Raw genomic sequence first — 26,211 nt, 5'->3', positions numbered from 1 at the left:
TAAATACAGAAAAGAGGATGATTAAGTTGTCAAAAACAGCAGCTAAACAATTTTGGTTCGTCGTAGGTTCGCAACATCTGTACGGGGAAGAAGCGCTGGCTGAAGTGAAAGCTCACGCGCAGACGATGACGGATGCCTTGAATAATAGCGGTGTGCTCCCTTATCCGCTTGTCTTGCAGGACCTGGCAATAAGCGCGGATAAAATTACAAGCATCATGAAAGAGGTCAACTATCGCGATGAAGTGGCGGGTGTCATCACATGGATGCATACGTTCTCGCCTGCAAAAATGTGGATTCGCGGTACAAAACTGCTGACGAAGCCTCTGCTTCACTTGGCAACCCAGTTCAATGAAAGCATTCCTTGGGCAACGATTGACATGGACTTCATGAACCTGAACCAAGCCGCTCACGGCGATCGCGAATACGGCTTCATTAATGCCCGTCTGAAGAAACAAAATAAAATCGTCGTAGGCTACTGGGAACGTCCGGAAGTGCAGCAGCAGATTGCGGATTGGATGGACGTAGCGGTTGCCTATAACGAAAGCTTCAACATCAAAGTCGCCCGTTTCGGCGACAACATGCGCAACGTTGGCGTAACGGAAGGGGACAAGGTCGAGGCCCAAATTCAATTCGGATGGACCGTGGACTACTTCGGCATCGGCGACCTCGTGCAATACGTGAATGCCGTTACAGAGCAAGAAATTGATGATCTGATGGGCCAGTATGCGGAACTCTACGAATTCGATTACGGCACGAACAGTAAAGAAGCCTGGGAAGCGAGTGTCAGAATCCAAGCGAGCTATGAAATTGCCATCAAACGTTTCTTGGATGAGAAAGGTTATAATGCCTTTACGACGAACTTCGAAGATTTGCATGGAATGAAACAGCTTCCTGGTCTTGCTGTTCAACGTCTGATGGCACAGGGCTACGGCTTTGCTGGCGAGGGCGACTGGAAGACGGCCGCGCTTGCTCGCTTGCTGAAAGTGATGAGCCACAATCAAAATACAGGCTTTATGGAGGATTACACTTACGAGATGGCAGCTGGTCAGGAAGCGATCCTGCAATCGCATATGCTCGAGGTAGATCCATCCTTGGCAAGCAACAAGCCCAAAATCATTGTTTCCCCACTTGGAATCGGCGGTAAAGAAGATCCAGCGCGTCTGGTATTCGACGGTAAAGCTGGAGAAGGCGTCGTCGTATCCATGGCGGACTTCGGCACTCATTATAAATTGTTGATCAACGAAGTTTCCGCTTTCGAGCCGACGGTTCCGGCACCGAAGCTTCCTGTAGCTCGTGTACTCTGGAGCGTGAAGCCGAACTTCCAGGATGGTGTGAGAGCCTGGATAGAGAATGGTGGCGGCCACCATACGGTCGTTTCCTTGAACCTGACGACAGACCAAATCGTGACCTACGCCAAGCTGGTTAACTTGGAATACGTCGTTATTAAGTAGTCTATAACTAAGGCGAAAAGAAGGCGGACCCGAGACAATCGAGGAGTTCAGAACTGATGGCGGATCCCGAAAAGGAGAAGCTGGACAGGGGGACGTCGCCGCTTCCTTGAGAAAAATGTAAAAACCGTTTCTTTCGTAAATAGGTAATTCTATTTACTAAGAAACGGTTTTTTTGTTTTTCAGAATAACCTTAACCTACCCACATCATTAAATAAGACTATTATTACAAATAACGAGTATGACATTGAATTATATGGGGATGTTTCCCATTACCGTCCGTAAAGCGTTGGAGCTATAATATGCCAAGGGGATAAATTGCTATTGGTTCATAAAACATCGAAAACATTGAAGAAAAGGATTTAAGCCTAAAAGCTGCGATTATACGTGAATTAATTGAGGAAACAGGGACGGATAAATACATTATTAAATAAGAACTTCCTGGAAGTCTGACGGTCCCTATTTTGCTGAAGTATAGGGCAGTATAGTTAAATATTACACCTTCACAAACGAACGTATATTCGGTATCATAGAAATGGGTTATTATTCCAAGATGAAATGGAGATTCCAATATGATTAGCTTGGGTGAAAGTACGATTCTTCGGTATAAAGAATTTACAGAGTGGACGGATACCTTACATGATGTAGACGGGAGCATTTGGTTACAACCTATCGCTGAAAGAAAAGCATCAATAGGAGAAATTATTTCGCATCTTAAAAATTGGGATACTTATCTCATCTCGACGATTATACCAACGATTAAAAATGGTGAAGAAATGGTATTTCCGGATTTCGATTCATTTAACAAATTAGCTTATGAATATGCCAGATCGGGAATTTCTAAAGATCGCCTGCTAGATGAATTTAAGCTAACCCGTCTTCAACTGGTTGAAATACTGTTAGCCAATAGAGACGTTGTTTCTAAACATGTTACCGTGAACGGAGTAGAAACTTGCCCGCACACTGGCACACCCTATTCCTTACTTTATATCATTCACGAATTTAACGATCACGACAACCATCATAAAAATCAAATTTTAACGGTAATATAATTCTATCCGCTAATGGGAAACGTTAGTTGAATAAATAACTATATACTAACTATGAAGGAGCTGCCGGGGCAGCTCCTTTTAACATGTTTACAAATTAATTATTTTTGTATAGATGTACATCTGGGCGTTAAGCCAACGGTCTGAACAATGAGTCCAATTATCCTAGGCAATATAAGACCAAAAGTGGATACAGATAGTTATAATTACGAATCGGACTAGCATACCCTAATAAGGGATGGGGGACTGATTATTTTGGGACATGGTGCTTTAATACCTCTTTTTTGGTTGTATCTAAGTATATTTGTTGTGCAAATGCTGCTTAGCAGAATGAAAGTTATCCGGATTCCTTCGGTCTTGGCCTATTTGATTTTAGGGATACTACTTTCCTACTACGGTAGAGGGTTGTTTCATCAGGAGCAAATGAAATGGCTGGACGGTCTTAGTGAGTTTGGACTTTATTATTTAATGTTCTTGTCAGGTATGGAGATAGATTTTAAATTCCTTCGTTATCAAAAAGGAGCGAATGTCCGGCAAAACCCTCTTATTATCGGATTGTTAGTCTTTGTGGGGAGCGCTTTGTTGGCTTTTCTGTTAGGTACAAGAATTCACCAAATAGACCCCTCAATAAAGTCCTGGATGATTATGCTTATTCTTTTGACAACCTCACTCGGGATTGTGATGCCGGTCCTCAAGGAAACGGGAGTCATCAAAAGCCAGTATGGCCAACTGCTTCTAACGTCCGCAATTCTCGCCGATCTCATCACAATGATCATCCTCTCCATCATTGGAGGATCCTACCATATTGGATTTACGTGGCGTCAGGCTTCCGTAGGTTTGCTTCTGCCTTTATCCGTAATTATCTATCAAGCCATATTCAGACTGAGGAAAACCTCATTTTGGCATAAGGAATTCCACAAGAATTCCGTGGTCCGATTGCAGGGGCTACTGGCTGTTCTCGGCCTATATGGAATCATTACTGATATGACAGGGTCAGAGGCTATTCTAGGTAGTTTTTTGGCGGGGTTTCTTTTAGCGAGTTTTCATCTTCATGATCATCATCCGTTTAAGGAGCAGTTAGAAGGAATAGGCTACGGCTTGATTATTCCTATTTTCTTCGTCATGGTCGGATTCCGTTTTAATATATCAGAGTTTGTGAGATCCCCCGAGGCGTTAGGTTGGGTTCCCCTTCTTCTATCTACAGCCTATATCGTTAAAGTTCTCCCGATGATGTGTCTCGGACCGATTCTAGGCATGAGGAGAGCTCTGGCAGGCGGATTTTTGCTCTCGTCACGTATGACACTAATCGTTGTTGCGGCATCGATCGGCATGAGATTGGGAGTCATTAACAAGGAAATTCAAGATGCTGTCATTGTGGTCGCTATCATTACTTCTTTGTTATCTCCAATGATCTTCTCCATGAGTATTACGGAACCGTCATAAGTTGTCGGGTGACAAGAACATTATCTCATTCCCGAAGGAGCTATTTTTTAAGCAAAATGATGAAGATCTCTTAGTCCGTCATTGAACGGGCAGAAGAGATTAATTACTAACGGATAAGATAGTAGAGGAGCTTGCTGTGAGATGTAGCTCTTCTTTCTTCATTAAACAGATTAGCATAACATTGTGTTAAAATATGGATATTAAAATCAAATTTTTAGCTATGTAAAAGACAATAATCTTTATGGAATAAATCACTAAGAAGAGGAAGTGTAGTTTATGAAACTAAATCATCTCAATCTCACGGTCAACGACGTTAAAGCGGCTAGTGAGTTCTTGGAGAAATATTTCGAATTACAAATCCGGAATACGCGTGGTAATTCATTCGCTGTACTATTTGACGACAGCGGGTTAGTGTTTACCTTGATGAAAGGTGATCAAGTCAGCTATCCCAACACCTTTCATATCGGCTTCATTCAGGAGAGCGAGGATCGGGTTAACGAGATCAATCAACGCTTGAAGGATGATGGGTTTAAGGTGGAGCCACCACAAAGGTCACATGCTTGGACTTTCTATGTCAAAGCCCCCGGTGGATTTACTGTCGAGGTTCTCAGTTAATCGAGATGCATCCATTACGGATGTCAGCGTAGCTTGTTGTTACGCTAACGGGCAGAAGGGCTGCTGTACGGCAGTTTTCACTCTGTTAGCTGGCAGTTTACAAAAGATAGATATTAGTTGATTACTCTGGCATCAAGGGGAGGAAAGATGAAGATAGTTGTTGCAACTGATTCAGACTATGGATACATACGAGAACGTGACCATCATATTTTAGAGAACTTAATATTGCCAAAAATAAAGAAAAAAGAAATATACATACTACGGAACCAAGATGAAAGTAATATTGGATGGATGAGGTACGGATATTTCTGGGATAACACACCCTTCATGAATATGATTTGGGTTGACGAACTATATCGAGGCAAGGGTGTAGGCAAGCAAGTTGTCCTATTATGGGAAGATGAAATGAAACAAAATGGCTTTAAATTGGTTATGACGTCTACTCAGGCTAATGAAGAGGCACAGCACTTCTACAGAAATTTAGGATATAGGGATGCTGGATGTTTATTACTCGAAAATGAGCCGATGGAAATCATTCTGACTAAAAAATTAATTTAAACCACGGGTTACAAACGAGAAAGAAATTCATTTCCACCCTAACTGGTCTGCAATACCTTTTCCTTCAATCGCTTACCAATGTAGAGGTACTACCCGTATTGAGCGGCTTACCTAGGTTGAGAAAAATTCTTCTGGAAAGCATGAAAGGCCTGAAAAATATCAGTAGTTTGGGGCAGGCACCAGCATTAACTGAATTCATACATTGGTTCCCAATGAATATGAAAATGGAGGACTACATTCCTCTATTAAGCAATCCTTCTGTTAAAAGAGTTAACGGGATACGAGAGTTTAATGAAAGCGAAGGGGAGGCGGAAAATGTTTAGTGATGCACAACATGCATGGAATCCAACTCTAGAAGAAATCACTGTATGCAGTCGGTGTATGTGTTGACACCTGATTCGAAGTTTTGGATTTGCGGTTGGATTGGATTCCCTTGTTGTTCTGTTGTGGGCATCACAAACTGCCGATCATAGACGCTTGAAGAAGGTGCTTACGAATTACGCCGCAGGAGTAACGAAATTTCTCTTGTTCCATATTATCGAGATGTAGCTCAACTACTTCCTTAACGCCATCTCGAGATATGATGGCCGGAACGCCAACACATACGTTTCTCTCACCGTATTCTCCATCTAAGATCGCGGACACGGCGATAATCTTGTGATCGTCGTTTAATACAGATCGAGTGATGAAAGCCAATGCATTGCCGATACCAAAAGAAGTGGATCCTTTAAGGTTGAATATTTCCCATCCAGCCAGTTTGGTCCGTTGTTCCAATTGGTCAAGATCGACGAGACCGAATCGATGCGGATGCTGGCTTATGATCTGATGCAACGGTTTACCGCCAATAGTTACGTGTGACCAAGCCACGAACTGGGATTCACCATGTTCGCCCATTACATACCCTTGTACGCTCTTCGGTTCGACTGGGAAGATTTCGGATAAGATCTTTTTCAGCCGTGAACAATCGATGGAGGTGCCTGTTCCGATCACACGATTTCGTGGAAGACTGGATAGTTTCCATACAGTATATGTAATGATGTCTACAGGATTTGTGGCGACAAGGAAGATTCCGTTAAACCCGCTTTGCATGATCGGTTGAATGATATCCTTCATGATATGAATGGAAGATTCCATAAGATCAAGACGATTTTGATCTTTGTTCATGCTTGCCCCGGGTGTCAGAATCACAACGTCCACATCCCCACATTGATCGTAATTGCCCGCAAATACTTGGGTGCGCGAGTGAGTGAAGTCCATGCAGTGAGACAGGTCTAATGCTTGGGCCAATGCGTATTCTGGTGTGCGATTAATAAGCATTAATTCTTCGCAAACGGATTGATTGATTATGGCGTAAGCACAGTTTGAACCAACTAATCCCATCCCGACAATAGCGACTTTTCTTGGTTTCCAAGCCATAATTACCTTCCTCCTTCAAACAAATAACGCCTGGTATATTATATATGTTGTTTTGCTTGTACCATGTGACTAAACATGACGCAAAACCACGATTTTCGGTTAATAAGCAACGTTTTCTAACATGGACATCCAGTCATTTGTTGGAAAGGAAATTGTAAAACCTCCGAGATCCTGTCAAAGATCATTAGCATGCTTTTTGACTGGGTGACGTTAAGGAAGGGGCAGGATAACGCAATGCGATTCAGGTGCTAGGTTTGTGTTACAATAAAAGGAAAAAGTAATGGAGGGATTAAATTGCTGATCTCGCAGTTCGATCCTGAGAACCTTCTTCAAAATCATATTGACTCGATATTATTTAATAATCTGGTGGATGATGGTTCTAAAGGCGATGTTATTTTTGTGTTTGGAAGCCAAAAATCTTTAATATATCGAGTCCCTGAAGCAATTAAGCTATACAAACAAAAACGTGCTCCAAGAATCTTGTTTTCAGGTGGGATGCAATGGGATGGTCAAAATGATGTTGAGGCAAAAATGATGAGAGAAGAAGCAATAAAACAAGGCATTCCTAAAGAGGATATCTTGATCGAACCATTATCTAAGTATACAAAAGAAAATGTTATATTTTCTTCAGAAGTATTGGAGAGCAGTATGGGATTAGCTAATGTTCAAAGAATTTTGATTGTTACAACTGCTTATCATATGCGGCGTTGCCATCTAACCATGATGACATTTCTGCCCGATTCAATTTCTTATACATTTTGTCCAGTCAATGACGAAGATACAAGAAGAGATACTTGGTTTATGAATGAAATAGGAACAGCAAGAGTAAGGGAAGAGTGCAAAAAAATAATTACATATATAAGGAACAACCAATTGATGGATTTTGGTGTTGAGTTGAGCTAACGAGGAACGATAGTTGTAATGAACCCCTAGGGCGAGGCTGCCGGTTTGATCGGTGACCTTCATTACGTTAACGGGCAGGGTTATGCAACCAATCCCCATTTTGATCGTCTAAAAAGCAGAGGGGGATTCGTATGCGGAAACCTATTTTAGTATGTGTTATTTTAGTTCTTGTGATTGGAATGGTGGTACTGTCTAAGTTTCAATTACAATCTGCTTCGCTTAGTATTGATGAGATTGCACCACCAGGAGATGTCGTAAAGATAGAATATCGACACGGGGGAAACGGCTTATTCTACAAGACAGAGAACATAACAGAAATTAATCATTTTATCCAGTCATTGAGAGCAACCACATACCGTAAGACGAAGCCGAATCCATGGACTGGTAGCGGAAGTCTTCAACTGTACGATAAAGAAAACAAAAAGATAATAGGTATGTCGTTTGGACCGAATCAAGATATCCAAATCAATGGAGTTTATTTTCGTATGACTAATGATATTAACGATCGACTAAAGACCTTTTTTGATGAATTTTTAATTGATAATAATGTCGTCAAGGGTAAATGAGATTGAGCTAACGGAAACGATAGCGCAATAACCAGGGAGCATCTCGCCACGCGGCAGCTGCTCCCTGGTTTCGTTAGAGTAATAGAGGTTATTGAAATCAGGTAAGAGCAACAAATTGAATAAATAGTTCGTTAAGGTACTAGAGGTGACATGAATGAATAAGAGAAGTTACTTGATTATTCTGTTAGTAATAATGGTGTCCATGATTTTTGCTGGGTGTTTAAAAGGTAAAAAAGAACATTCGGACTTACTCGGTACCGTCAATGTAGAAAATTTAGATTCAGCAACAACAGTGACTTATACATTCAAAAATCAAAGTGGAAAAAGGGTAACTGTTATTGGAGGAGCAAGCTATAAGTTACATAGAGACAACAAATTAGTAGAAGAAGGTAATGTTCCAGTAAAAGACTACATTGATTTGGATCCTGGAGAAGAATATACAGATAAAAAGACATTTTCAAATTTGCAGCCTGGTTCGTACAGTATAAGAGTAGAATGGAGAAAAACGGTAGTTTCTGATAATTTTGTTCGAAACTGAAAATGGAACATCCTTTGTTAACGGGAACAAATGCTTCATGATTACGGGATGCCGGTAACTTGGCGGCCTGTCGAACTATTTGGCAGTTAACGTAAAACAAATTGGAGTGGATAAAGTTGGAAAAGACGAGCGTTTATGGATGGRTACGGAATAAGTGAAAAAGACCTTTCTGAAACGAGGCATTTGCTGCTATTAAGGGCTTTCGATAACCTCAGGTGGGCTATTGATCGGAGTCCTGATCTAGGATTAGCAGAAAATGATCGGTGTTTCTGTACCTCAATTCAACCAGGTGTGAAGAACATTATTGAACCGAGGGACGGAACACGATAGTTCAATCCTGACTCGAATTTGTTCTTCTTTGGCGATGGATCGTTACGCTTACGAGGAACTATAGTTGAATGAGGAAGCTGACGGCACAATCGGAAGCTTCACTACGTTAATTGGTAGATTAATGCAAAAAAGGTAAATATAATTGATGTACAGAATTAAGAATCAGGATCAGTATTTAATCTGTGAGGTGTAGAGTTTGCTTAATTGTCCATATTGCAATATTTTCGATGATAACAGCCATGAAGTAATAATGAGCAATGAAAGATGCATTTATACTTTGCTTAAAGAACAAGAGATTAAAGGGGCTGGTATTATTGTCCCGAAAGAACATAGGGAAACTGTTTTTGACTTAACTCAAGATGAATGGAATGAAACATATAAGTTACTGCAAGAAGTTAAGCTGTATTTGGATCGGAATTACAAACCAGATGGCTACAATGTTGGATGGAATTGTGGTCATGTGGGAGGACAACATGTCTTTCATTCACACTTACATATAATTCCTCGATATGCTGACGAACCAATGGCTGGAAAAGGGATTCGGTACTTGTTTAAAAGTAATCAGAAAGTCGATTAAGCTCTAACGAAGAACTATAGTTGAGGGGCTTGCTTCGCGGCAACTACTCTTTTTTTATTAAAGTAATGGGCCTGACCATTTGTAGTCTGCAAAGGAAGCATTCGTCTTCAAGGATGTTCTGCGCAATACAATCAGAGGGACGCCGATCAAGTTCTCCACGGCTAAGAAAAAGTGACGGTTGGGGTAAAAAAAGTGCCCGAGCCAAGGTTTTGTACCTTGGTTCGGACCAATTGCTGTGTGATGGACCGTATTGCCGGCCCCCACGCGCTGCGAACGCTTCGTGAATGCCGATAAAAATCGGCATCCACAGCCAAACTCATCCTTGTGAGGCCCCACGAGCAAGTTCCTTGTGGACGATCGGAGCGACCTTAGTGCCGAGCAGTTCGATGGTGCGCAGCAATTCGCGGTGTGGCATCGTGCTGACGTCCACGTGTAAGAGGAAGCGCGTTAGGCCCAGGTTCTTGCGCAGCAGCACGATCTTCTCCGCGACATACTCGGGATCGCCGACGTAGAGCGCTCCGCGAAGGCTGCGGGCGGCGTCGAACGAGTCACGGGTGTATGGCGGCCAGCCGCGCTCGCGCCCGATGGTGTTCATCTGGGCTGCCGTCGACGGGTAGAACAAATCGGCGGCCTTCTCGGTCGTATCCGAGATGAAGCCGTGTGAATGCGTCGCGATCTGCAGCTTGCTTACGTCGTGTCCGGCCTTCGCGGCCGCTTCCTTATAGATGTTGACTAGAGGAGCGAACCTCTCAGGCATGCCTCCGATGATCGCAAAGACGACCGGCAACCCTAGCATTCCGGCGCGAATCGCGGACTCCGGATTGCCACCGGTTCCGATCCATACGGGCAACGGCTCCTGTACGGATCGCGGATAGATGCCCAGGTTGTCGATGGCGGGGCGATGGCCGCCTCGCCAGCTTACTTTCTCCGATTCGCGGATCGCGAGCAGAAGCTCCAGCTTCTCCTCGAATAGACTGTTGTAGTGATTCAAGTCGTATCCAAACAACGGGAACGATTCGATAAAGGAGCCGCGGCCCGCCATAATCTCCGCCCGTCCATTGGACAGGCCGTCCAAGGTAGAGAAAGCTTGGTACACGCGAACTGGATCGTCCGAAGACAACACGGTCACGGCGCTAGAGAGCCGGATTCGTTTGGTCGTGGAAGCGGCAGCGGCGAGAATAACGGCTGGCGCCGAGCTCGCGTAATCCGCGCGATGATGTTCACCGATCGCATAGACGTCCAGACCGACTTGCTCGGCCAGATTAATCTCCTCTACCGCCTGTCGGAGTCGTTCGGCGTGCGTGACGCCGCCGGCTCTCGGAGCAGCCTCGAGGAATGTGCTTAGTCCTATTTCAATTGAAGAAGTCGTAAGATCGGACATAATGATTCTCTCCCTTCTAGATATCCTTATTATACTTTATATTTTAATGTAACTCAATAAAAGTAAGTGAATAAAAAACAGCCCACTGCGCAGCTGCATTGCTGGTAAATCAAGCCATCGTCTCAGCTAACAGGTGAAATTTACATTCAATATTTTATTTCACGATTATCTCGACTCTGCTGCGCTTTACGGCAGCTCCTCTATTTGTTCATTCAAGTAACGACGGGTAGATTAGTGATATAGGTTAATTCAAAGATATGGTAATCTGTATTCAGATATTAAATCATTACTAACGCAAAACGATAGTGGAGGAGCTTGTCAGTGATGCAGTTCCTCTTTTTCATTGAAGTAACGGGCAGATTAATGGAATAAAATTGAAAATTACTTTATACAAGGGAAGTGCGTTATAAGGCCTTTTATGGCATAAGGAGGGAAGGGCTCACAAGAAGAATCCTATATTTATAGCTATCTGAATTTGTTGGAGGGGGTAAGCGTTATGTTTCTTCTAAGAAAATTCACTTTTTGGTTCTCAGCATTGAGCATAATAATATGTCTAATTGACTATTTTGGGAGTGGATTAGCAAATATTATTCTTAGTCAATTTCCTCCAATCACTTGGTTGATAAGAGTTGATCCGTACAGAAACTGGATGATAGATAAAAGCATTTTTCGGGCTAGCAGTATTTTAGTTACCTTTCGTTTCTCGGCATATTTAATCCATTTCTGCTCTTTCCTTATTGCAGGACTAGTTTTGGATTACATTATCCATTTATTCAAATCGAGGTAACTCCTCTTTAGTTCTTCAAGTAACGAGCAGAATAACGGATCAACTCAATTGAAAAACGCAACAAATGGAATTAAAATTCGTCTACTTATGTAACTAAATGGGAAGAGGTGTGGTTTTGAAAAAAACTATACTCGGCGTAACCTGTATTTTCATTACTTCAATAGCAATATTATATATCTCACCGATTGGCTGGAAAATTAGAGTTACACTCGCAGAAAGTGTTTTAGTGTCAAGATATCAAGACTTTACCTGGATTCTTGTAGGTAAAAATAAAACAGATCAAATGATCCAACATAACTTAGAATGTTGTACCATAAACAACTAACGAGAAACTTTAGTGGAAGTTTTGATATGAAAGCGTGGTGATTTCATGGAGTTCAAATTAAAGGGACGCCATTTAATCAAATCGCTAGTCCTCCTACTATTTGCTTCTGCCTTGTGTCTCAGTTTCTTTTACAGACCCTATGGGTTTACGTAGTTAATCCAGGAACCGATTATTTCATTAGAGACACGTCATTCAGTCAATGGAAAGTTCTACGAAACGGATGATAAGTCATTGATAGCCAAGTATCAAGGAGCCATGGAATCCATTAAATTTCGCAAAAAAATCCTGCCTGTGCCTGCTTTCACAGGCGGATCATCAATAACCCTCATTGATGCCAAGGGTGTTAGGCATTCCATTCTTTCAGGACCTGGAAGCACTTATTCAATTGACAATGTATGGTACAAAGCCTACCGCAGTGAAACTACCGAAATCGCTTGGAAAGATTTTTTTTGAAATTAATGATTCAAATTATGTACCACAGAAGTAACAGATTACTTCTAACGAACTCATTTCCTCTGCTAAACTACAGGATAGATTAGCGCAACAAGACGTAACCTTGTTACGATACAGGTAATAATGCCCTTAACTGAAAATTATAAGGAGAAAGTTTTTGTATGGACATACCGTTCATTATATTTATTACTTTGGTGGCATGTTTAATAGGAAGCATTGATATAAAACATAAAACTTTTAATATAATAACATTTTTAAAAACACTCTTAAGTGTAGGAATATTCGTTGTGATTATCGCTTTTATATCAGATAAGTATTTACCTAAAGCCAGTAATGATGTTTTAGGCGTTTGGATACTTGGTGGGACAATTTTAGTTCTATCAATTTATTTAACTATTAGAGCATTTGTTCAGTTGAAAAAGAAATGATTTTATTACGCTAACGCAGAAGATAGCATAATTACAAATAGGCTGCCAGCATCAGCGAGGGTCGCGAAATAGATCCATTTCTCAATAAATAATGAAGAACCTAGATAAAATGAAGAGACCATAGCTCGTTGCTATGGTCTCTTCCTATGAAGCGGTCAGTAAAATTACTAATTACGAAATTCGCCTCACTCACTTCAACTGTCCGTCAACGCCTACCGCTGAACCGTTTGATCGCTTCCTCGGTCACCGGCGCGAAGAGGTTAACCAGGTTGCCGTCGGGATCGCGAAACAGCACAGCACGGTTCCCCCACGGCATCGTGGTTGGTTCCTTTACCCACTCGCCAACAAACGGCTTCAAGCGCTCGTATTCGGCATCGACATCGTGGACGCGGAACTCGATGATGACAGTGTGATTGTCGGCCGCCACTGCGGAACCAGCGCCGAACAGTTGCACCGTCTGGGAGTGGCCGATCGCCAGGGTGCACGATGGCACAACGAGTTCGGCAAAGACGGGCGCGGGGCGTTCCGCCGAAACACCCATGACTTTCTCATAGAACTTGACGAGACGATCCACGTCGTCGGTAATGATGCGTACAGAAGCAAAATTCACGAGATACCATCCTTCCTATAACAAATGATACAATACCGTATCATATCATTTTGGGCCAAAATACTTCGCATTTATCTCCCACTCCTTTACGATTACTTACTCCGATTATAAAAAACATTACTGACAACAGTATGTCAGTAGTGTTTTAATATTTTTTTGGCTTCCTTCAGAATTCGATTTCGGAATGCATCAATACACGATATGGATGCTGCCGCGTTCCCCGATCTCAACCTTGAACTTTAGTTGAAGAAAGCGCTCAAAGAAAGGGCCATCCCGCAAAGGATGGCCCAAAAACTTGCCGTTACAGTTAGTGCGGGGAAGTATCATCAATTCTTTATTTTTCCGCAGCCCAACACTGGTAATAGGTACCCAATTTCCCGTTAAGTCCAAAACCAATCTGATCCTTTATAATATATTGTCATTAGAATCCGCAAGAACAGTTGGATATCACATTGATGAAATGAGTAGGATGCCACCTTGATTAAAATGAATGACTACATGAAAAGGATGATAAGAAGGAAAAAATTTATTGGATCCGGCGCAACGCGCGTTGTTTACGATTTAGGTAACGGCTATGTTATAAAAATAGCTAAGTCTCAAAAAGGGATCCGTTGCAACAAAATGGAAGTAACCTTATACCAGTCATCGCCGAACGTAATTAAAAAATATCTTGCACCGATTATCAATTACGATAAGGTTTACCGCTGGTTAATCATGAAAAAATACATTCAAAAATTTCCTTCTGATTCTTTGATATATAAACGGCAACTTATGCAATTGGTTAAAAAATTGTTGGATCAAGGAATCATTCCATCAAAGAGGATAGGTCGTTATTATAATCCGTATGCTCCTAACCTGCGCCTGAAGCACTTACGATTGAAAGGAAGCAAACAGATCGTGGTCATTGATTATGGAGGATTTAAATATGCACATAAATCATAATGGACGTGGAAAGAAATTCTTCGGGGTGGGTGCCCGAAGAATCGTACATGATCTCGGCAACAAGTACGTTTTAAAAAGTAGCCAAATCAAAATATGGAGTTAAGAGCAATAAACGAGAAGTTATTACTTTTTATTCACATTTTTATTTAAAGGGAAACAATTTCTCGCACAATGAAAAATTAAGGTTGTTTTGTATTTCAGGATTTGCACGACTTTATCGAGGGATAAACATAAAATGAGGTGCATATTAATCCCTCTGTTTCTAATGTTTGATTTCCGACTGGGTTAGATCGGTGATTTTATCAGTTGAATTAATTTGTATAACCTTGATATTCCACACATTTGAGACTCGATTCTCTTATCAAGGTAAGTCCGGATATTCTCGGCCAGCTTCATGATACTTTGCAGATCCCCATGTTCGGTGGCGGCAATCGATTGCTTATATTTCACGGTTTCCTCTGAATAAACGGAGTTTTGCAGCACTTGGATCAATCTCATTTTTTGCAGATGACCTCCATCGTAACAACGATAATGGTTTTCAGGATCTCGGTCCGCTGCTACATAACCTGCTTTTTCCCAATAACGGATCGTTGATTTAGTTATTTTCGTCAACTCGGATACTTCATTGATGGTAAAGCGCTCTTTGGCATATGGAGATATATTTTCAATCGCTTGTAGCCGAATATCCTCGATCAACCTCTCCAATCTCTTTTTATCGTCGTATAAAACGATTTCCTTTTCCCTGATGGCCCACAAAGCGTTATGTGTCTTGTCCAGCTGAAGATAATGAAGCACCTCAGTTGTCACTTCCATCCCGAATGCCGGGGCCAAGGTTTGAATACATGCCAAGTAAGCTGCATGCAGGTCCGAATAAAAACGATAGCCGTTCGCTGATCTTTCCGCAGGAGGGATGAGGCCATTGGCTTCATAGTTACGTAAGGTGCTGGGGCTAATCATGAATGTTGCTGCCATTTTTTTGGGACGCATTTTCAAATTGCGATCTCCCCCTAAAAAATCAGAATTAAAGTTACATGTAAGGTTTTCTGGAAATTTATAAGATTCTCCTTCTTATTATTCGATAAACCTTTCAATTTGCTTGTATGTTGTACAATTTATTTGCAATGATGAAAAGGAGGCGAAAGTGTATGAATAAACAGTTCCCGAATTTCCGCCAAGACATGACAATAAAAGAAATGGGGGAGGCGGCCAACCGTTATATTGAGTCCGAATGGAAGCCCTTGTACGAGGCGATGCATAAGGACTTGACGGCAGCTTTTGCGGAAATAGAAGATGCTGCCTACGGCCTTTATTTGGACGGTCTGATGCCGGCCATATTCGAACGACTGGAAAGTGCCGGTTATAGTGCGATGGAGAAGCTTGAGGAGAACGATTTCGTCATCGCAAAGTGCTTGATTTTCAGAAACTCCCTTGAGAAATGGGGCACGGAAGATAACAGATCGAGAATATTTTGGAATGTGATCCGTGACAGGCATGGCAATCCGGTAGGTACTTTGCTTACGGAAATTCCTCACTCCCATCTGAAATTCGACATTCCTTCGGCACCGGTCGTTTATTCGCTACCTGAGATTCTCAAGGAGAAAATCGTGCAAGGAGTTAGGGAAATTAAGGAATCCGAGCTGGAGAATAGAGCAGTCAATGAAATAATTTTACGTTTAGAAACATGATATCTTGGAAGGATGGTATCGGTATCGTTATGTACTAATCCGTAGTCGATGGAAATCCTTCCAGAAAAATAAGAGAACGTTGATAACGTGGGGGGCATAGCTCGGCTGGGATTGCGCATCGCTTGTAGCAATGAGGTCAGTGGTTCGATCTCCCTTGGGTCCATATAAACAATGAGGACATCCTTAAAGTCACTGAAGTAATGGATAAGTACGACCAATAGCTCAATATGGACATGGAGGCAGCCGTATCAAAAATCGGCTGCTTTTTCCACTGGCAGAGTACAGAATGAGTTCATTGATCTGGATTAATTGAGCAGCAATGATGATGGGATAAATACCGAGGAATCTTTTGAGCTGATTCATATTTGCAGGAGAAATTTACAAAAGATACTTGAGAGTAATGTTATTATATAGTAATATTAATACATAGTAACAAAATGTTTTATGAGGAGGTTGTTAATGAATTCGAATAAATTGTCAAAAGGTGAACTCACCAAACAACGACTTTTACAATCAGCTGCAAAGGAATTTGCTGAGCGAGGGTACCATGAAGCTAAAATCAGTACAATTGTATCAAACGTTAACCTCACTCAACCGTCATTTTATTTATACTTCAAAAACAAAGAAGCAATATTTCAGGAGTTGATTAGCCACTTCCGTAACCAGTTAATTCCTTTTGTTGAGAGAACCTACGAAATTGCCAAGTTGCCTCATGATGAGGTACCGCAAAGAATTCAAGTAGGCTTGTCCCATCTATTTCAATTTTTCGCATCTGATCCAAACCTGACAAAAGTCGCATTTTACCAATCGGAGCAAGGAGAAGAATTCCGACTTGTGATGATTGAAATGATGGCTTCAATTTTCAAACATTATCAAGAAGTAGGCCTTATACGAAGTTCCTTATTTATAGAGGTCGCTGCAGAAGGTTTTATTGCCATGTTGGATCGATTTACTTACCGTATAATTCTCACAAATGAGCGTGACATCGACACACTCGCTAAACAAATGTCAGACACTTTCTTCTATGGGATTTTGGCTGAACGTTAACAAAACTAAATACAGAAAGGAAAATGTTAATGGCTTGGGTCTTAAAAAATGTTTCATTGATTCAGGTTTTACGAAATGGCTTTCTTGCTACCTTGTTAATGGAGATATTTTACCGCCTAACAGACTTGTTTTTACACCATAGTTTGGATGTCGCAGTTGGAATCGGACAAATGTTCATGTTGCAATCCCCCTTGGTTATACGAATTGCAGGATATGTTGTGTTTTTAGCTGGGGGAGTAATCTTCTCCTATATATATGCTCGTTTCATTCCAAAACGATCCATATGGACGGGTTTACTTTATGGGATAATCTTTCTTTGGCTGATTGTAGATGGCTTATTGTTTGAACCTTCTTTCATAGGTGTAGATTATGGAGTTATGTGGGTCATGATCAATTTCTTAGGCCATTTTGTATATGGGGGATCGCTTGGTTTTTTTTATCGTGGTGAGTATAGGAAATCATTGAAATCAGTTATTGGAGAATTGAAAAATGAGGTTTGAAACGAAGTTGCGATCTGGAGTCATTCTGGCAACAGTGCTCATGGTAGATGGATTGGTTCATCTTTACTGGGCCACAGGAAGTACTTGGCCTGCTGCTAATGCCAAAACACTTTCACATGCAGTCCTTAATGCAGATGTATCCTTTGGACCAAGGGTTGTCATTCCACTTGCTTTACTCTTGTTTACCGCAACAATTATCGTGTTGGCGAAAATACGGTTTCTTGGAAAGTTTAACAATCTTATACCTGACAGGCTTCTTAAATCTGGATTGTTATTGCTTTCTACAGGGCTTTTCTTACGGAGTCTTGCGGGTATTGTTTGGGTATTTGGTATAGGAGCAGATCCTAAAACAATTTTCTATTGGCTCAACCTATTCGGATACACACCTATCTGTATTGGGCTCTCCATTGCTTCAATGTTGGTCTTTAGCTTATCGAACGAGAAACAGGCCTCATAGCGCTACGTCTTCATTCGTTGGAACATAACAAATGGGAGTTTTGTTGAACCAGTTGTAAATTTAACATTTTAAAGTAGAAGCATTTCTTTGTAATGAGAAATGCTTTTTTTTATTTGTCAAAATTAAAAGGATGTTTAATAATAATATAATATAAAACAATACAAATTTATTGAAAAACGATAAATTACATGCTAAAATCATGTTGTCAATAAATAAGTGGAGGTGTTTTAAATGAATGCTAAACGAGGTTCAACCACTTTCTTAAAGGTAATTATTTGTGGATGCACTTCAAAAGCCATTAAAAAGCATCCTTGAATTAAAACCAGAAAATGATTAACGTTTCGGTAAAATTTAATAAACGAGGTGCTTTTTATGAAACAAGTTACGACACTCTTTTTAAAGCTAGCTGTTATTTTTATAGGAATCCCAGTTCTTGCATTGTGCATATTTTTGGTGCCTAAGATCGGGAATTTTGCTGGAGAATTGTATCCAGATATTGCTTATATGAAATCTCTCATTTTAATCGATATGTACGCGGCAGCGATACCTTTTTACTTTGCTCTATATCAAGCTTTTAAACTTTTAAGCTATATTGATAAGAACCAAGCGTTCTCGGAATTATCGGTAAAGGCTTTAAAGAATATAAAATATTGTGCCATCACGATCAGTACCTTGTACCTGCTAGGAATGCCGCTCTACTATTTCATGGGGAAAAGAGTTGACCCTCCAAGTTTCATACCAATCGGATTGGTCATTATTTTCGCCTCTATAGTGATCGCTGTTTTTGCTGCTGTTCTCCAAAGACTTTTACAAGAAGCTATTCATATAAAATCAGAAAATGATTTAACGATCTGAGGTGAATATCATGGCGATTATCATCAATGTTGATGTGATGTTAGCAAAAAGGAAAATGAGCGTAACAGAACTTTCGGAGAGGGTTGGAATTACTATGGCGAATCTTTCCATTCTGAAAAATGGGAAAGCAAAAGCGGTTCGTTTTTCAACATTAGAAGCGATATGTAAGACTTTGGATTGTCAGCCAGGTGATATTTTGGAGTACAAAAGCGATGAAGACACTCAATAAGCAAATTTGCGAATTGTTAAAACAACGCAAAGAAATTTCGAGCAATAATCCAGGTTATCCGAAATTCGAGTATATTGAGAAATGGGCAATTTCCTTTGACCTCTACGAGGATTATTTGAAATCAGTTTTCCATGTTCTGAGAAATGAAGAGCATTATAAGCCGATAGTTGAACCTATTGGATTCAGAAAAAATGTCCCCATTCTGAAATTCAAGGAACAAGAAGAGTTTTTCTATACCGTGACCTCTATGCGGCAGTACAGTAACGCAAGTGTAATAACCTTTAATATTGATTGGGTTGTAGTGAGTGACCAGTCGTTAAAGTCGAATAAAACAAAACATTTTGAATTATATCTAGGGGAAACATACCATTGTCGAATGGATAGTGGTGGAGGTAGTTCAGGGCATTTATCATTTAACTACGTCGTATCGCCAGCATTACCTGATGATATTTCAGGCATGGATTTTGTCTTTAATGAGTTCAATTCTCCATTTAAAGATACATCGACTGGGAATGAAATCGTCTTTCGTATCGGGTGATTTCGAATTACGCTAAGGGAGAACAATAGTGTGGGACCTGCCGCAAGATCAGCTCCTTTTTGATGTTCATTGTTGTAACGAGCAGTAATGTAAATAAAAAGAAGTTTATAACCTTCAATATTATTTGATATAATTACATTAAATGGATATTGGGGAGAGGAATAAAATGCTCTTAGAAATTGACGATGATAAGATGCTTAAATTACTCGAACAAGACGATTCAGAAAAATTGTTTGCATTAACGGATGATTCTAGAGGTTACCTTAGAAAATGGTTGCCCTGGGTTGATGGGACTCTAAGTGTTGAATATACGAAATCCTTTATACAATTCTGTCAAAATCAACATGCTTCTAACAATGGATTCAATGCAGGCATTTGGTTTAAAGGGGAAATCGTAGGATGTATCGGTTATCACTCAATTGATTGGGCTAATAATAAAACCAGTATTGGTTATTGGCTAGGCGAAAAATTTCAGGGTAATGGTATCATTACAAAATCTTGCAAAAGATTAGTTGATTATAGCTTTAACGAATTAGGATTAAACAGAGTTGAAATAAGATGTGGGCTTAACAACCTAAAAAGCAGGGCGATTCCAGAGAAATTAGGGTTTACTAATGAAGGTCGAATCCGTGAAGCCGAATGGTTATATGACCATTACATTGATCACATTGTATATGGTATGTTAAGAAGTGATTGGAATTCCCTATAATGACGGAACCATGTATCCTGAAACCATCCCGCCAATACTCCTTCGCACGTTATGTTTAACAGAACATGGGGTGTGAAGTTCATAGATTTTCTAGACGCTTAATTGAGTTGAAGCTCTGGGCCTTAACGGGCTAGGGCTATTTTTTATATTCTTCGCAGAACTTTTTACAGGCGATTCGATTGATACCTTTTGTAGGATACCGTTGATAATGTTTATTTTGAAGCAAAGAGTGATTGCATTAATGCAAACAAATGCAACTGCGTTTTTACAAATTGGGGAATGCAACCTGTTATGCTTCCAGAATGCAACAACGTTTGCCGAACGTTAGCGACGGGATAACGTTCCTACGAAAACGAACGTTCTGCTCCGGCTACCGATAAATACACTTAATAAAAAGAGGTCAACCAGTAAAACTGGCTGACCTCATACTGCACCGCGCTCCATTGGAGTAACATTTACATCGATGACTTTTCCCAAAACGGGCAGTTCCCTTTAAACTTGCCCTGTTGCCTTATGCAGCTTCCCAACGTATTAAGGTAGGCCGTCGGCTGTAGCTGCGCGGTTTTAATAATGCGGATCCCTATTGACCGGCAGAGATGATTTGGAGCAAGTCCTGAATCATATGGCGAAGCTCGTCAGAGCTTTTGGCAACAGCTTTAAAGCCGCGTAATGCGCCTGTTACCAGATGTGCCAATCTCACTGAAGGAATACCGCTTGCGGCTGTAGGGTATATTTCCAGTAAGGCGGCCAGCAAGGTTTCCAATTTTTCGTAGCTCGTGTCTAGCGCCTCCCGGGCAAACTGGTATGAGCTGTCCGTTATTTCTTTATATTCGGGCGAGTGTAGCGAAGCATCGAAATTACGGATCGCCCATACCTCAAGGGCATATAAAATTTTGTCTTCCGTTGTATTAGGGGACAGCAGCCCTTTCTTAATCTCCTCTATGAGGATGTCGCCGTGATGAACAATCGCGGCGTTAAAAATTTCCTCCTTACTCTTAAAGTACAAATAGAGACCTGCGCGCGAAATGCCTGCGGCCCCCGCAATTTCGTTCATTGATACCCGTTTGTAACCGTACTTGAAGAACACCTCTAACGCCGTCGCAACAATATCCAGTTTCTTTTTATTGTCCATATCTCCATTTTATACACTTTACAAACTTTGTCTACTTGTATAGTATAGACGAATAGACACTTTATGTTTTTTGTCTAAAATCGTATTCAAAGGAGCATATAACATATGATAACCGAACAAAATCCTTTACAGTCGGGATTCGGACCCGAAACTACTGCTCAAGAGGTACTGTCTGGACAAGACCTAAGTGGAAAGGTGGCAATCGTCACAGGTGGACATGGAGGCATCGGGCTGGAAACAACGCGTGCGCTTGTCGGAGCCGGCGCAACCGTCATTGTCGGTGCCCGTGATGTCAATAAAGCGCAAGAAGTGCTCGCTCCGCTGAAAAATATCGAGTTGATCCGGCTCGATCTTGCGGATCCCTCCTCGATCGACGAGTTCACCGCCGTTTTCCGGAGTTCCAATCGTGCGCTCGACCTTTTGATTTTGAACGCCGGCGTTAGCTTCCCTCCGACGATTAAAGACGAGCGGGGATTCGATACCCATTTCGCGACGAATTACCTAGGGCATTTTCAACTGACGATAGGCTTATGGGAAGCGCTGAAGCGATCGGGGAACGCTCGGGTCGTCGCTCTTTCGTCGATCGGCCATATGACAGGACCGATCGATTTTGACGATCTGCATTTCATCAAGAGGCCATACGACAAGGTTGTCTCCTATGGCGAGTCCAAGACCGCCTGCTCGTTGTTTGCCATTGAGCTCGATAAACGAGGGCGAGAGCACGGAGTGCGCGCTTTTGCAGTTCATCCCGGCGCCATCCTGTCGGGTTTAGCCCGACACTTAAGCGACGAGGATTTAGCTGGTTGGGGTGTAAGACGTAACGAAGACGGTACCTATATGTCTTCCGGAGGCTTCAAAACCGCCGAGCAAGGTGCCGCCACATCCGTATGGTGCGCAGTCAGTCCAATGCTGAACGGCAAAGGAGGCGTCTATTGCGAAGATGGCGACATCGCGGAGGTTGAACCGGCAGACAGCCAACTCCAACGAGGCGTCCGTTCGTGGGCCATCGATCCGGCGTTGGCCGAAAGGCTGTGGACGATCAGTGAAGATCTTCTGCATATTCCTCATGGAACAATTCCTCGGAGTCATGATTGACTCCCATGAGTATGGCCTATGGCCCAAGTAACGACGAGGAGAGATGAGGAAAGGGGAATTATCATTTAGTAGGAAGTGATAAAACCTTTTTTAACAAACTAATGAGAAGCAGCTGATACAGGGAACTCCTGAAGCGGCTGCTTTTTGCTTTTATCACGTCATAAGTAACTGTTGTCAATAACTATACAGTTGTGCTAAGGTGTAACATAAAACAGATAAGAGTTCCGGATATGGAATGAAGAAAGAGGAGAACATTATACGATGACCAACAAGAACAATCAGCATGCCGTTAGACTAGCACTGCTGTTAGGTTTATTTTCGACACTCGGGCCTTTTACCATCGATATGTATTTACCGGCCTTTCCTCAGATTGTAGAACAATTCGGTACGACAGCATCCCTAGTCCAGCTCAGTCTGACCGCATGTTTACTCGGACTAGGTATCGGCCAACTGGTCATGGGTTCGCTCAGCGACGTCTATGGCAGGCGCAAACCATTGCTAATTTCCATGGCTATATATGTTGTGGCATCCATAGCTTGTGCGGTCTCGCCGAGTATCTGGCTGCTGATCCTTTCACGGCTAGTACAGGGGTTTGTTGCTTCGGCAGGCATTGTCATTTCCCGTGCAATCGCACGCGACTTGTTTAGCGGCCACGAGCTCACCAAATTTTTCTCGCTGCTCTTACTTGTCGGAAATTTGGGCCCGCTTGTGGCGCCTGTAACGGGAAGTGGAGTTCTAGCGCTCACGAGCTGGATCGGCGTCTTTATTGCTTTGGCGGTACTGGGGACATTCCTCCTTGCCATGACAAAATGGAGACTTCAAGAGACCTTGCCTGTCGAGCGTCGCAGTCCCAGCAATTTTGTTCAACAACTACGAAACTATAGATCGCTTTTGCGAGACCGCTCATTTACGGGCTACATGCTCGCGCAGGGGGTCATGATCGCGGGGGTCTTCGCATACGTTTCCGGAACACCTTTTATTTATCAAAATATTTACGGGGTTTCCCCTACGGTATTTGCAATGTTGTTCGGTTCGAATGGCATCACTTTGATCATCGGCTCGCAGTTGGTTGGTCGGATGGCTCACCGTGTGTCGGAGCAGACCTTCTTGCTGTTCGGTCTATGGCTTGCCGGCGCAGCCAGCATCGTCGTCTTACTGGTGGCTATTTTCCACGGGCCCCTGTACGCACTTGTGATTCCGCTCGTTTTCTTTGTAGCGGCCATCGGTATTACATCCACGGCAGCTTTCCCACTTGCAATGGAGAGCCAGGGGCATATGGCGGGCAGTGCGGCTGCGCTGATGGGCGTCATTCCATTTTTGCTCGGTGCGGTCGTTTCTCCGCTAGTCGGTATTGCCGGGGAAGACACGGCTGTTCCGCTGGGTGTCATTATTTTATCCACTAGCGCCGCAGCGATGCTGTCTTACTTCCTTTTAGTGAAAAAAGGGTCGAAAGAGGCGGCTTGACGAAAACCAAATATTTTTTTCTAAAAAATTCTGCGACAAAACAGTAATTTCACCCCGGCACACAACAAATTCTAAACAATTCTTAACCAACAATAACGGAGTCCGGCAGGTTTTGCGGGCTCCGTTTTATAATTAATTCTGGTCTGTATACCAGTTATGTTCGGTGCTTAGCAGGGAACTGGGCATTTCTTCGTCCGAAGAACTGATTCATTAATGTGAGTTGTTGATAAGCCGATTTTCAGAAAAAAACAAAAAAGTTACGTCATTCAATAACCCGCGAAGCCTTGATACTGTGCGGTTTTTTTCTTTTTAAGGCCGGATCTTTCATAATTTAATTCACTTACAGCTTATCTTCGAGAAGGAGACTGGTCTGCGCAAAGTGAAGGCAAACATAGGGAGCTTCATGTCATGCGCCGTTGGCTTGAAATTTACGGAGCCATTGTAGCGGGGGCTGTGGATCATCATGCTGAATATCTACCCATGCAGGATGATATTCATTACACCACGACACCACCATATTACGGCTCAGAAGAGGAACGTAAGCGCAGGCTTGAAGAGCTCCAAGCTGTTGCTAAAGGAGAGCGGGATTGGGCCGACCTTTTCCATCATGACAGTTGGAAGCACCCCGTCGACATCGCGCTTGGTTTGCATCGCGGGACACCCAAAGCGTGGATATTTTGAACGTCCGCAATCGGGGAGCTATAAGGCAGCTGCCTGATGAACGAATTGTCGAGGTCCCTGTCTTGATTTCGAATGGCGTATGACGACCCTCAGCCCGTTGCTGTGGGTCTCTTCTTTTTTACCATTCAACTAAAGGGCGGGTTGAATATGATAAAAAGTTACTTCAATGGGGACATTATTGTAAACCGCATCCATTTTTCACAGGAGGAGATTCCGCTCTAAAAGGTGATATTTCTCAGAAGGAAATTGAATTACAGTGCAATTCAATGGCCCAGTCCAAAATTCGGTTTTTTATTCGTTTATAAGGTCGGCAGGACTCAAAAGATAACGTTCCTAGGGCACTTTTTGTATCATTGTATACTTATGAAATGATAGGATAAATTAACATTTGTTGTAACTGGAATCAAACTAGGGGGGTATATATGAGCATTGAAATAAAACCTAGACAACCTAAGAAGTGCCGAGGATGCATATGGGGCAATTGGGATGGATTGAAACAGTATTGTAGTAAAACACAATGTATTAAGTAAGAGAAGCACCTTGAAATTTAACCTCGATACTGATTGACACTTAAGAATGACGCAGAAGAATAGAGATAATAAATCTGTAACGAATGTTGAGTAGGCGAAGTGTGATTATATTACCATTGAAGGAGCGAAAAGAGAATTGCCTAAATTAAAGAGGATTATTGCTATTCTGAGTATATTAACTCTTGCGATATCATTTACTGGCTGTAATGCAAATCCAAAAACAAAGGTGAAAAATGAGAGCTCCAAAAGTTCATCTGATGATTCAGAGAAACAAAAAGATAAACAAGAAGCCAAAAAGACCGATAAAGAAGTTGAAAAAATAAATGGTAAAGATGAAAGTGCTAATAAAGTAGAGGACAAAAAAGATAATAAAAATGATGATAAGGATAAGTAAAAAGAAGGATCATTACATAATCAGTGGTATCATTGGGAATTTTTATAACTAAAAAACGTCCGTATAATTCATAACTTTAAAGACACAATAACTTCTGTTGTGCAACTTGGTAGCTAACCAATAGGAGGTAATGATTTTGAAAAATGAGGAATTGTCAAAGGTAGTTACAAAAGTGGAAATTGCAGATGAAATTGTTAGGGACTTCGTTTGAAGTATGATTTCAAATAAGTTTCTACGTGCAAGTGGTACAACTTAGGTAGTCATGGGGTCGGTTTTGGATTTGAAGAATAAACTTAAAATTGGAGGATTTTTATGAGCAACAGCTTAGATGCAATTAAAGTAGATCAAGCAAATTTTCTAGATAAAACCGAGGATGAGGTAAAAGAAGTTCCTGCAACAACGAATGTGAATGAAGCAGTAGAGGCCATGACAGCTCATATTAACAAATACGATGAGCATGAAGAGGACGAGACAATTCAATAAAACTATCGTAATCTCTACCTATAAAATAGGCCCATTAGCTTAA

33 protein-coding genes are annotated in these 26,211 nt (G+C 41.7%); 27 read left to right on the top strand and 6 right to left on the bottom strand.

The window, feature by feature from the left end; genetic code table 11:
• The first annotated feature begins 26 nt into the window (after positions 1-26).
• From araA to ASD40_RS30155, 6 genes are all read left to right on the top strand, one after another.
• The gene (araA, locus tag ASD40_RS30180; RefSeq protein WP_235549439.1) at positions 27-1,451 is read left to right on the top strand and encodes an L-arabinose isomerase; all 1,425 of its coding nucleotides are present in this window, start codon (positions 27-29) and stop codon (positions 1,449-1,451) included.
• A 569-nt stretch (positions 1,452-2,020) separates the two neighbouring features.
• The gene (locus ASD40_RS30175; RefSeq protein WP_082562551.1) at positions 2,021-2,500 is read left to right on the top strand and encodes a hypothetical protein; all 480 of its coding nucleotides are present in this window, start codon (positions 2,021-2,023) and stop codon (positions 2,498-2,500) included.
• 252 nt (positions 2,501-2,752) lie between these two features.
• Entirely contained in the window at positions 2,753-3,940 is a 1,188-nt protein-coding gene (locus ASD40_RS30170) for a cation:proton antiporter (protein WP_057306818.1), read from the top strand.
• A 276-nt stretch (positions 3,941-4,216) separates the two neighbouring features.
• The gene (locus ASD40_RS30165; RefSeq protein WP_057306817.1) at positions 4,217-4,555 is read left to right on the top strand and encodes a VOC family protein; all 339 of its coding nucleotides are present in this window, start codon (positions 4,217-4,219) and stop codon (positions 4,553-4,555) included.
• Positions 4,556-4,702: 147 nt separating this feature from the next.
• Positions 4,703-5,113 (top strand): GNAT family N-acetyltransferase, encoded by a 411-nt coding sequence (locus ASD40_RS30160; protein WP_057306816.1) that lies wholly within the window; start codon positions 4,703-4,705, stop codon positions 5,111-5,113.
• A 98-nt stretch (positions 5,114-5,211) separates the two neighbouring features.
• Entirely contained in the window at positions 5,212-5,436 is a 225-nt protein-coding gene (locus ASD40_RS30155; RefSeq protein ID WP_057306815.1) for a hypothetical protein, read from the top strand.
• A gap of 130 nt (positions 5,437-5,566) precedes the next feature.
• On the opposite strand, the gene ASD40_RS30150 is transcribed toward ASD40_RS30155, so the two are convergent.
• Complete coding sequence (locus ASD40_RS30150; protein WP_057306814.1) at positions 5,567-6,529, bottom strand: L-lactate dehydrogenase; 963 nt, start codon at positions 6,527-6,529, stop codon at positions 5,567-5,569.
• A gap of 294 nt (positions 6,530-6,823) precedes the next feature.
• Between ASD40_RS30150 and ASD40_RS30145 the strand changes: the two genes are divergently transcribed.
• The 4 genes from ASD40_RS30145 (at position 6,824) to ASD40_RS30130 (ending at position 9,443) form a co-directional block, all read left to right on the top strand.
• Complete coding sequence (locus tag ASD40_RS30145; protein ID WP_057306813.1) at positions 6,824-7,432, top strand: YdcF family protein; 609 nt, start codon at positions 6,824-6,826, stop codon at positions 7,430-7,432.
• A 131-nt stretch (positions 7,433-7,563) separates the two neighbouring features.
• Complete coding sequence (locus ASD40_RS30140; protein WP_057306812.1) at positions 7,564-7,998, top strand: hypothetical protein; 435 nt, start codon at positions 7,564-7,566, stop codon at positions 7,996-7,998.
• Positions 7,999-8,152: 154 nt separating this feature from the next.
• Positions 8,153-8,536, top strand: a complete 384-nt coding sequence (locus ASD40_RS30135; RefSeq protein ID WP_057306811.1) for a hypothetical protein — start codon at positions 8,153-8,155, stop codon at positions 8,534-8,536.
• Between the two features lie 526 nt (positions 8,537-9,062).
• Positions 9,063-9,443 (top strand): HIT family protein, encoded by a 381-nt coding sequence (locus tag ASD40_RS30130; RefSeq protein WP_057306810.1) that lies wholly within the window; start codon positions 9,063-9,065, stop codon positions 9,441-9,443.
• A 57-nt stretch (positions 9,444-9,500) separates the two neighbouring features.
• On the opposite strand, the gene ASD40_RS37590 is transcribed toward ASD40_RS30130, so the two are convergent.
• Both ASD40_RS37590 and ASD40_RS30125 read right to left on the bottom strand, forming a co-directional pair.
• Positions 9,501-9,779, bottom strand: coding sequence for a hypothetical protein (locus ASD40_RS37590; protein ID WP_156390237.1), 279 nt, complete (start codon positions 9,777-9,779; stop codon positions 9,501-9,503).
• Entirely contained in the window at positions 9,760-10,824 is a 1,065-nt protein-coding gene (locus ASD40_RS30125; protein ID WP_057306809.1) for an LLM class flavin-dependent oxidoreductase, read from the bottom strand. The genes ASD40_RS37590 and ASD40_RS30125 overlap by 20 nt, the downstream gene beginning before the upstream one ends.
• A 1,367-nt stretch (positions 10,825-12,191) precedes the next feature.
• On the opposite strand from ASD40_RS30125, the gene ASD40_RS30115 reads away from it, so the two are divergent.
• Together ASD40_RS30115 and ASD40_RS30110 are read left to right on the top strand one after the other, a co-directional pair.
• The gene (locus ASD40_RS30115) at positions 12,192-12,389 is read left to right on the top strand and encodes a hypothetical protein (protein WP_156390236.1); all 198 of its coding nucleotides are present in this window, start codon (positions 12,192-12,194) and stop codon (positions 12,387-12,389) included.
• A gap of 161 nt (positions 12,390-12,550) precedes the next feature.
• Positions 12,551-12,817 carry a hypothetical protein gene (locus ASD40_RS30110; RefSeq protein ID WP_057306806.1) on the top strand — a complete coding sequence of 89 codons (267 nt, stop codon included), beginning with the start codon at positions 12,551-12,553 and terminating at the stop codon, positions 12,815-12,817.
• A gap of 205 nt (positions 12,818-13,022) precedes the next feature.
• On the opposite strand, the gene ASD40_RS30105 is transcribed toward ASD40_RS30110, so the two are convergent.
• Positions 13,023-13,427 (bottom strand): VOC family protein, encoded by a 405-nt coding sequence (locus ASD40_RS30105; protein WP_057306805.1) that lies wholly within the window; start codon positions 13,425-13,427, stop codon positions 13,023-13,025.
• Positions 13,428-13,904: 477 nt separating this feature from the next.
• Here ASD40_RS30105 and ASD40_RS30100 point away from each other — a divergent pair, with 477 nt between their 5' ends.
• Positions 13,905-14,369, top strand: coding sequence for a hypothetical protein (locus ASD40_RS30100; RefSeq protein ID WP_057306804.1), 465 nt, complete (start codon positions 13,905-13,907; stop codon positions 14,367-14,369).
• Between the two features lie 285 nt (positions 14,370-14,654).
• Here the strand turns inward: ASD40_RS30100 and ASD40_RS30095 are convergent, their stop codons facing one another.
• Positions 14,655-15,356: a MerR family DNA-binding transcriptional regulator gene (locus ASD40_RS30095; protein ID WP_057307094.1), complete on the bottom strand. Its 702-nt coding sequence runs from the start codon at positions 15,354-15,356 to the stop codon at positions 14,655-14,657.
• Between the two features lie 158 nt (positions 15,357-15,514).
• Between ASD40_RS30095 and ASD40_RS30090 the strand changes: the two genes are divergently transcribed.
• The 8 genes from ASD40_RS30090 (at position 15,515) to ASD40_RS30055 (ending at position 20,389) form a co-directional block, all read left to right on the top strand.
• Entirely contained in the window at positions 15,515-16,054 is a 540-nt protein-coding gene (locus tag ASD40_RS30090; RefSeq protein ID WP_057306803.1) for a DUF6022 family protein, read from the top strand.
• A gap of 459 nt (positions 16,055-16,513) precedes the next feature.
• Positions 16,514-17,101 (top strand): TetR/AcrR family transcriptional regulator, encoded by a 588-nt coding sequence (locus ASD40_RS30085; RefSeq protein ID WP_057306802.1) that lies wholly within the window; start codon positions 16,514-16,516, stop codon positions 17,099-17,101.
• A 29-nt stretch (positions 17,102-17,130) separates the two neighbouring features.
• Complete coding sequence (locus ASD40_RS30080; protein ID WP_057306801.1) at positions 17,131-17,601, top strand: hypothetical protein; 471 nt, start codon at positions 17,131-17,133, stop codon at positions 17,599-17,601.
• Positions 17,591-18,058 carry a DUF3995 domain-containing protein gene (locus tag ASD40_RS30075; RefSeq protein WP_057306800.1) on the top strand — a complete coding sequence of 156 codons (468 nt, stop codon included), beginning with the start codon at positions 17,591-17,593 and terminating at the stop codon, positions 18,056-18,058. The genes ASD40_RS30080 and ASD40_RS30075 overlap by 11 nt, the downstream gene beginning before the upstream one ends.
• A gap of 372 nt (positions 18,059-18,430) precedes the next feature.
• Complete coding sequence (locus ASD40_RS30070; RefSeq protein WP_057306799.1) at positions 18,431-18,913, top strand: DUF2975 domain-containing protein; 483 nt, start codon at positions 18,431-18,433, stop codon at positions 18,911-18,913.
• A gap of 10 nt (positions 18,914-18,923) precedes the next feature.
• Positions 18,924-19,142 (top strand): helix-turn-helix domain-containing protein, encoded by a 219-nt coding sequence (locus ASD40_RS30065; RefSeq protein WP_028776701.1) that lies wholly within the window; start codon positions 18,924-18,926, stop codon positions 19,140-19,142.
• The gene (locus ASD40_RS30060; RefSeq protein ID WP_057306798.1) at positions 19,126-19,680 is read left to right on the top strand and encodes a hypothetical protein; all 555 of its coding nucleotides are present in this window, start codon (positions 19,126-19,128) and stop codon (positions 19,678-19,680) included. Before ASD40_RS30065 ends, ASD40_RS30060 begins: the two co-directional genes overlap by 17 nt.
• 166 nt (positions 19,681-19,846) lie before the next feature.
• Entirely contained in the window at positions 19,847-20,389 is a 543-nt protein-coding gene (locus tag ASD40_RS30055; protein WP_057306797.1) for a GNAT family N-acetyltransferase, read from the top strand.
• 580 nt (positions 20,390-20,969) lie between these two features.
• Here the strand turns inward: ASD40_RS30055 and ASD40_RS30050 are convergent.
• Positions 20,970-21,521, bottom strand: a complete 552-nt coding sequence (locus ASD40_RS30050) for a TetR/AcrR family transcriptional regulator (protein ID WP_057306796.1) — start codon at positions 21,519-21,521, stop codon at positions 20,970-20,972.
• 105 nt (positions 21,522-21,626) lie between these two features.
• On the opposite strand from ASD40_RS30050, the gene ASD40_RS30045 reads away from it, so the two are divergent.
• From ASD40_RS30045 to ASD40_RS38330, 6 genes are all read left to right on the top strand, one after another.
• Complete coding sequence (locus ASD40_RS30045; protein ID WP_082562546.1) at positions 21,627-22,616, top strand: SDR family NAD(P)-dependent oxidoreductase; 990 nt, start codon at positions 21,627-21,629, stop codon at positions 22,614-22,616.
• Between the two features lie 261 nt (positions 22,617-22,877).
• On the top strand, positions 22,878-24,080 hold the full coding sequence (locus tag ASD40_RS30040; RefSeq protein ID WP_057306795.1) for a multidrug effflux MFS transporter: 1,203 nt from the start codon (positions 22,878-22,880) through the stop codon (positions 24,078-24,080).
• A gap of 408 nt (positions 24,081-24,488) precedes the next feature.
• The gene (locus ASD40_RS37585) at positions 24,489-24,761 is read left to right on the top strand and encodes a hypothetical protein (RefSeq protein WP_057306794.1); all 273 of its coding nucleotides are present in this window, start codon (positions 24,489-24,491) and stop codon (positions 24,759-24,761) included.
• Positions 24,749-24,844 carry a hypothetical protein gene (locus ASD40_RS39540; protein ID WP_162251336.1) on the top strand — a complete coding sequence of 32 codons (96 nt, stop codon included), beginning with the start codon at positions 24,749-24,751 and terminating at the stop codon, positions 24,842-24,844. Before ASD40_RS37585 ends, ASD40_RS39540 begins: the two co-directional genes overlap by 13 nt.
• Positions 24,845-25,427: 583 nt before the next feature.
• Positions 25,428-25,685 (top strand): hypothetical protein, encoded by a 258-nt coding sequence (locus ASD40_RS30030; protein WP_057306793.1) that lies wholly within the window; start codon positions 25,428-25,430, stop codon positions 25,683-25,685.
• A gap of 312 nt (positions 25,686-25,997) precedes the next feature.
• Positions 25,998-26,168 (top strand): hypothetical protein, encoded by a 171-nt coding sequence (locus tag ASD40_RS38330; protein ID WP_164484195.1) that lies wholly within the window; start codon positions 25,998-26,000, stop codon positions 26,166-26,168.
• The last annotated feature ends 43 nt before the right edge of the window (positions 26,169-26,211 follow it).

This window comes from Paenibacillus sp. Root444D2 (assembly GCF_001426375.1).
Lineage (GTDB): Bacteria > Bacillota > Bacilli > Paenibacillales > NBRC-103111 > Paenibacillus_E.
The sequence above is the reverse complement of the archived record's forward strand: the minus strand, read 5'-3'. Positions and strand labels throughout refer to the sequence as shown.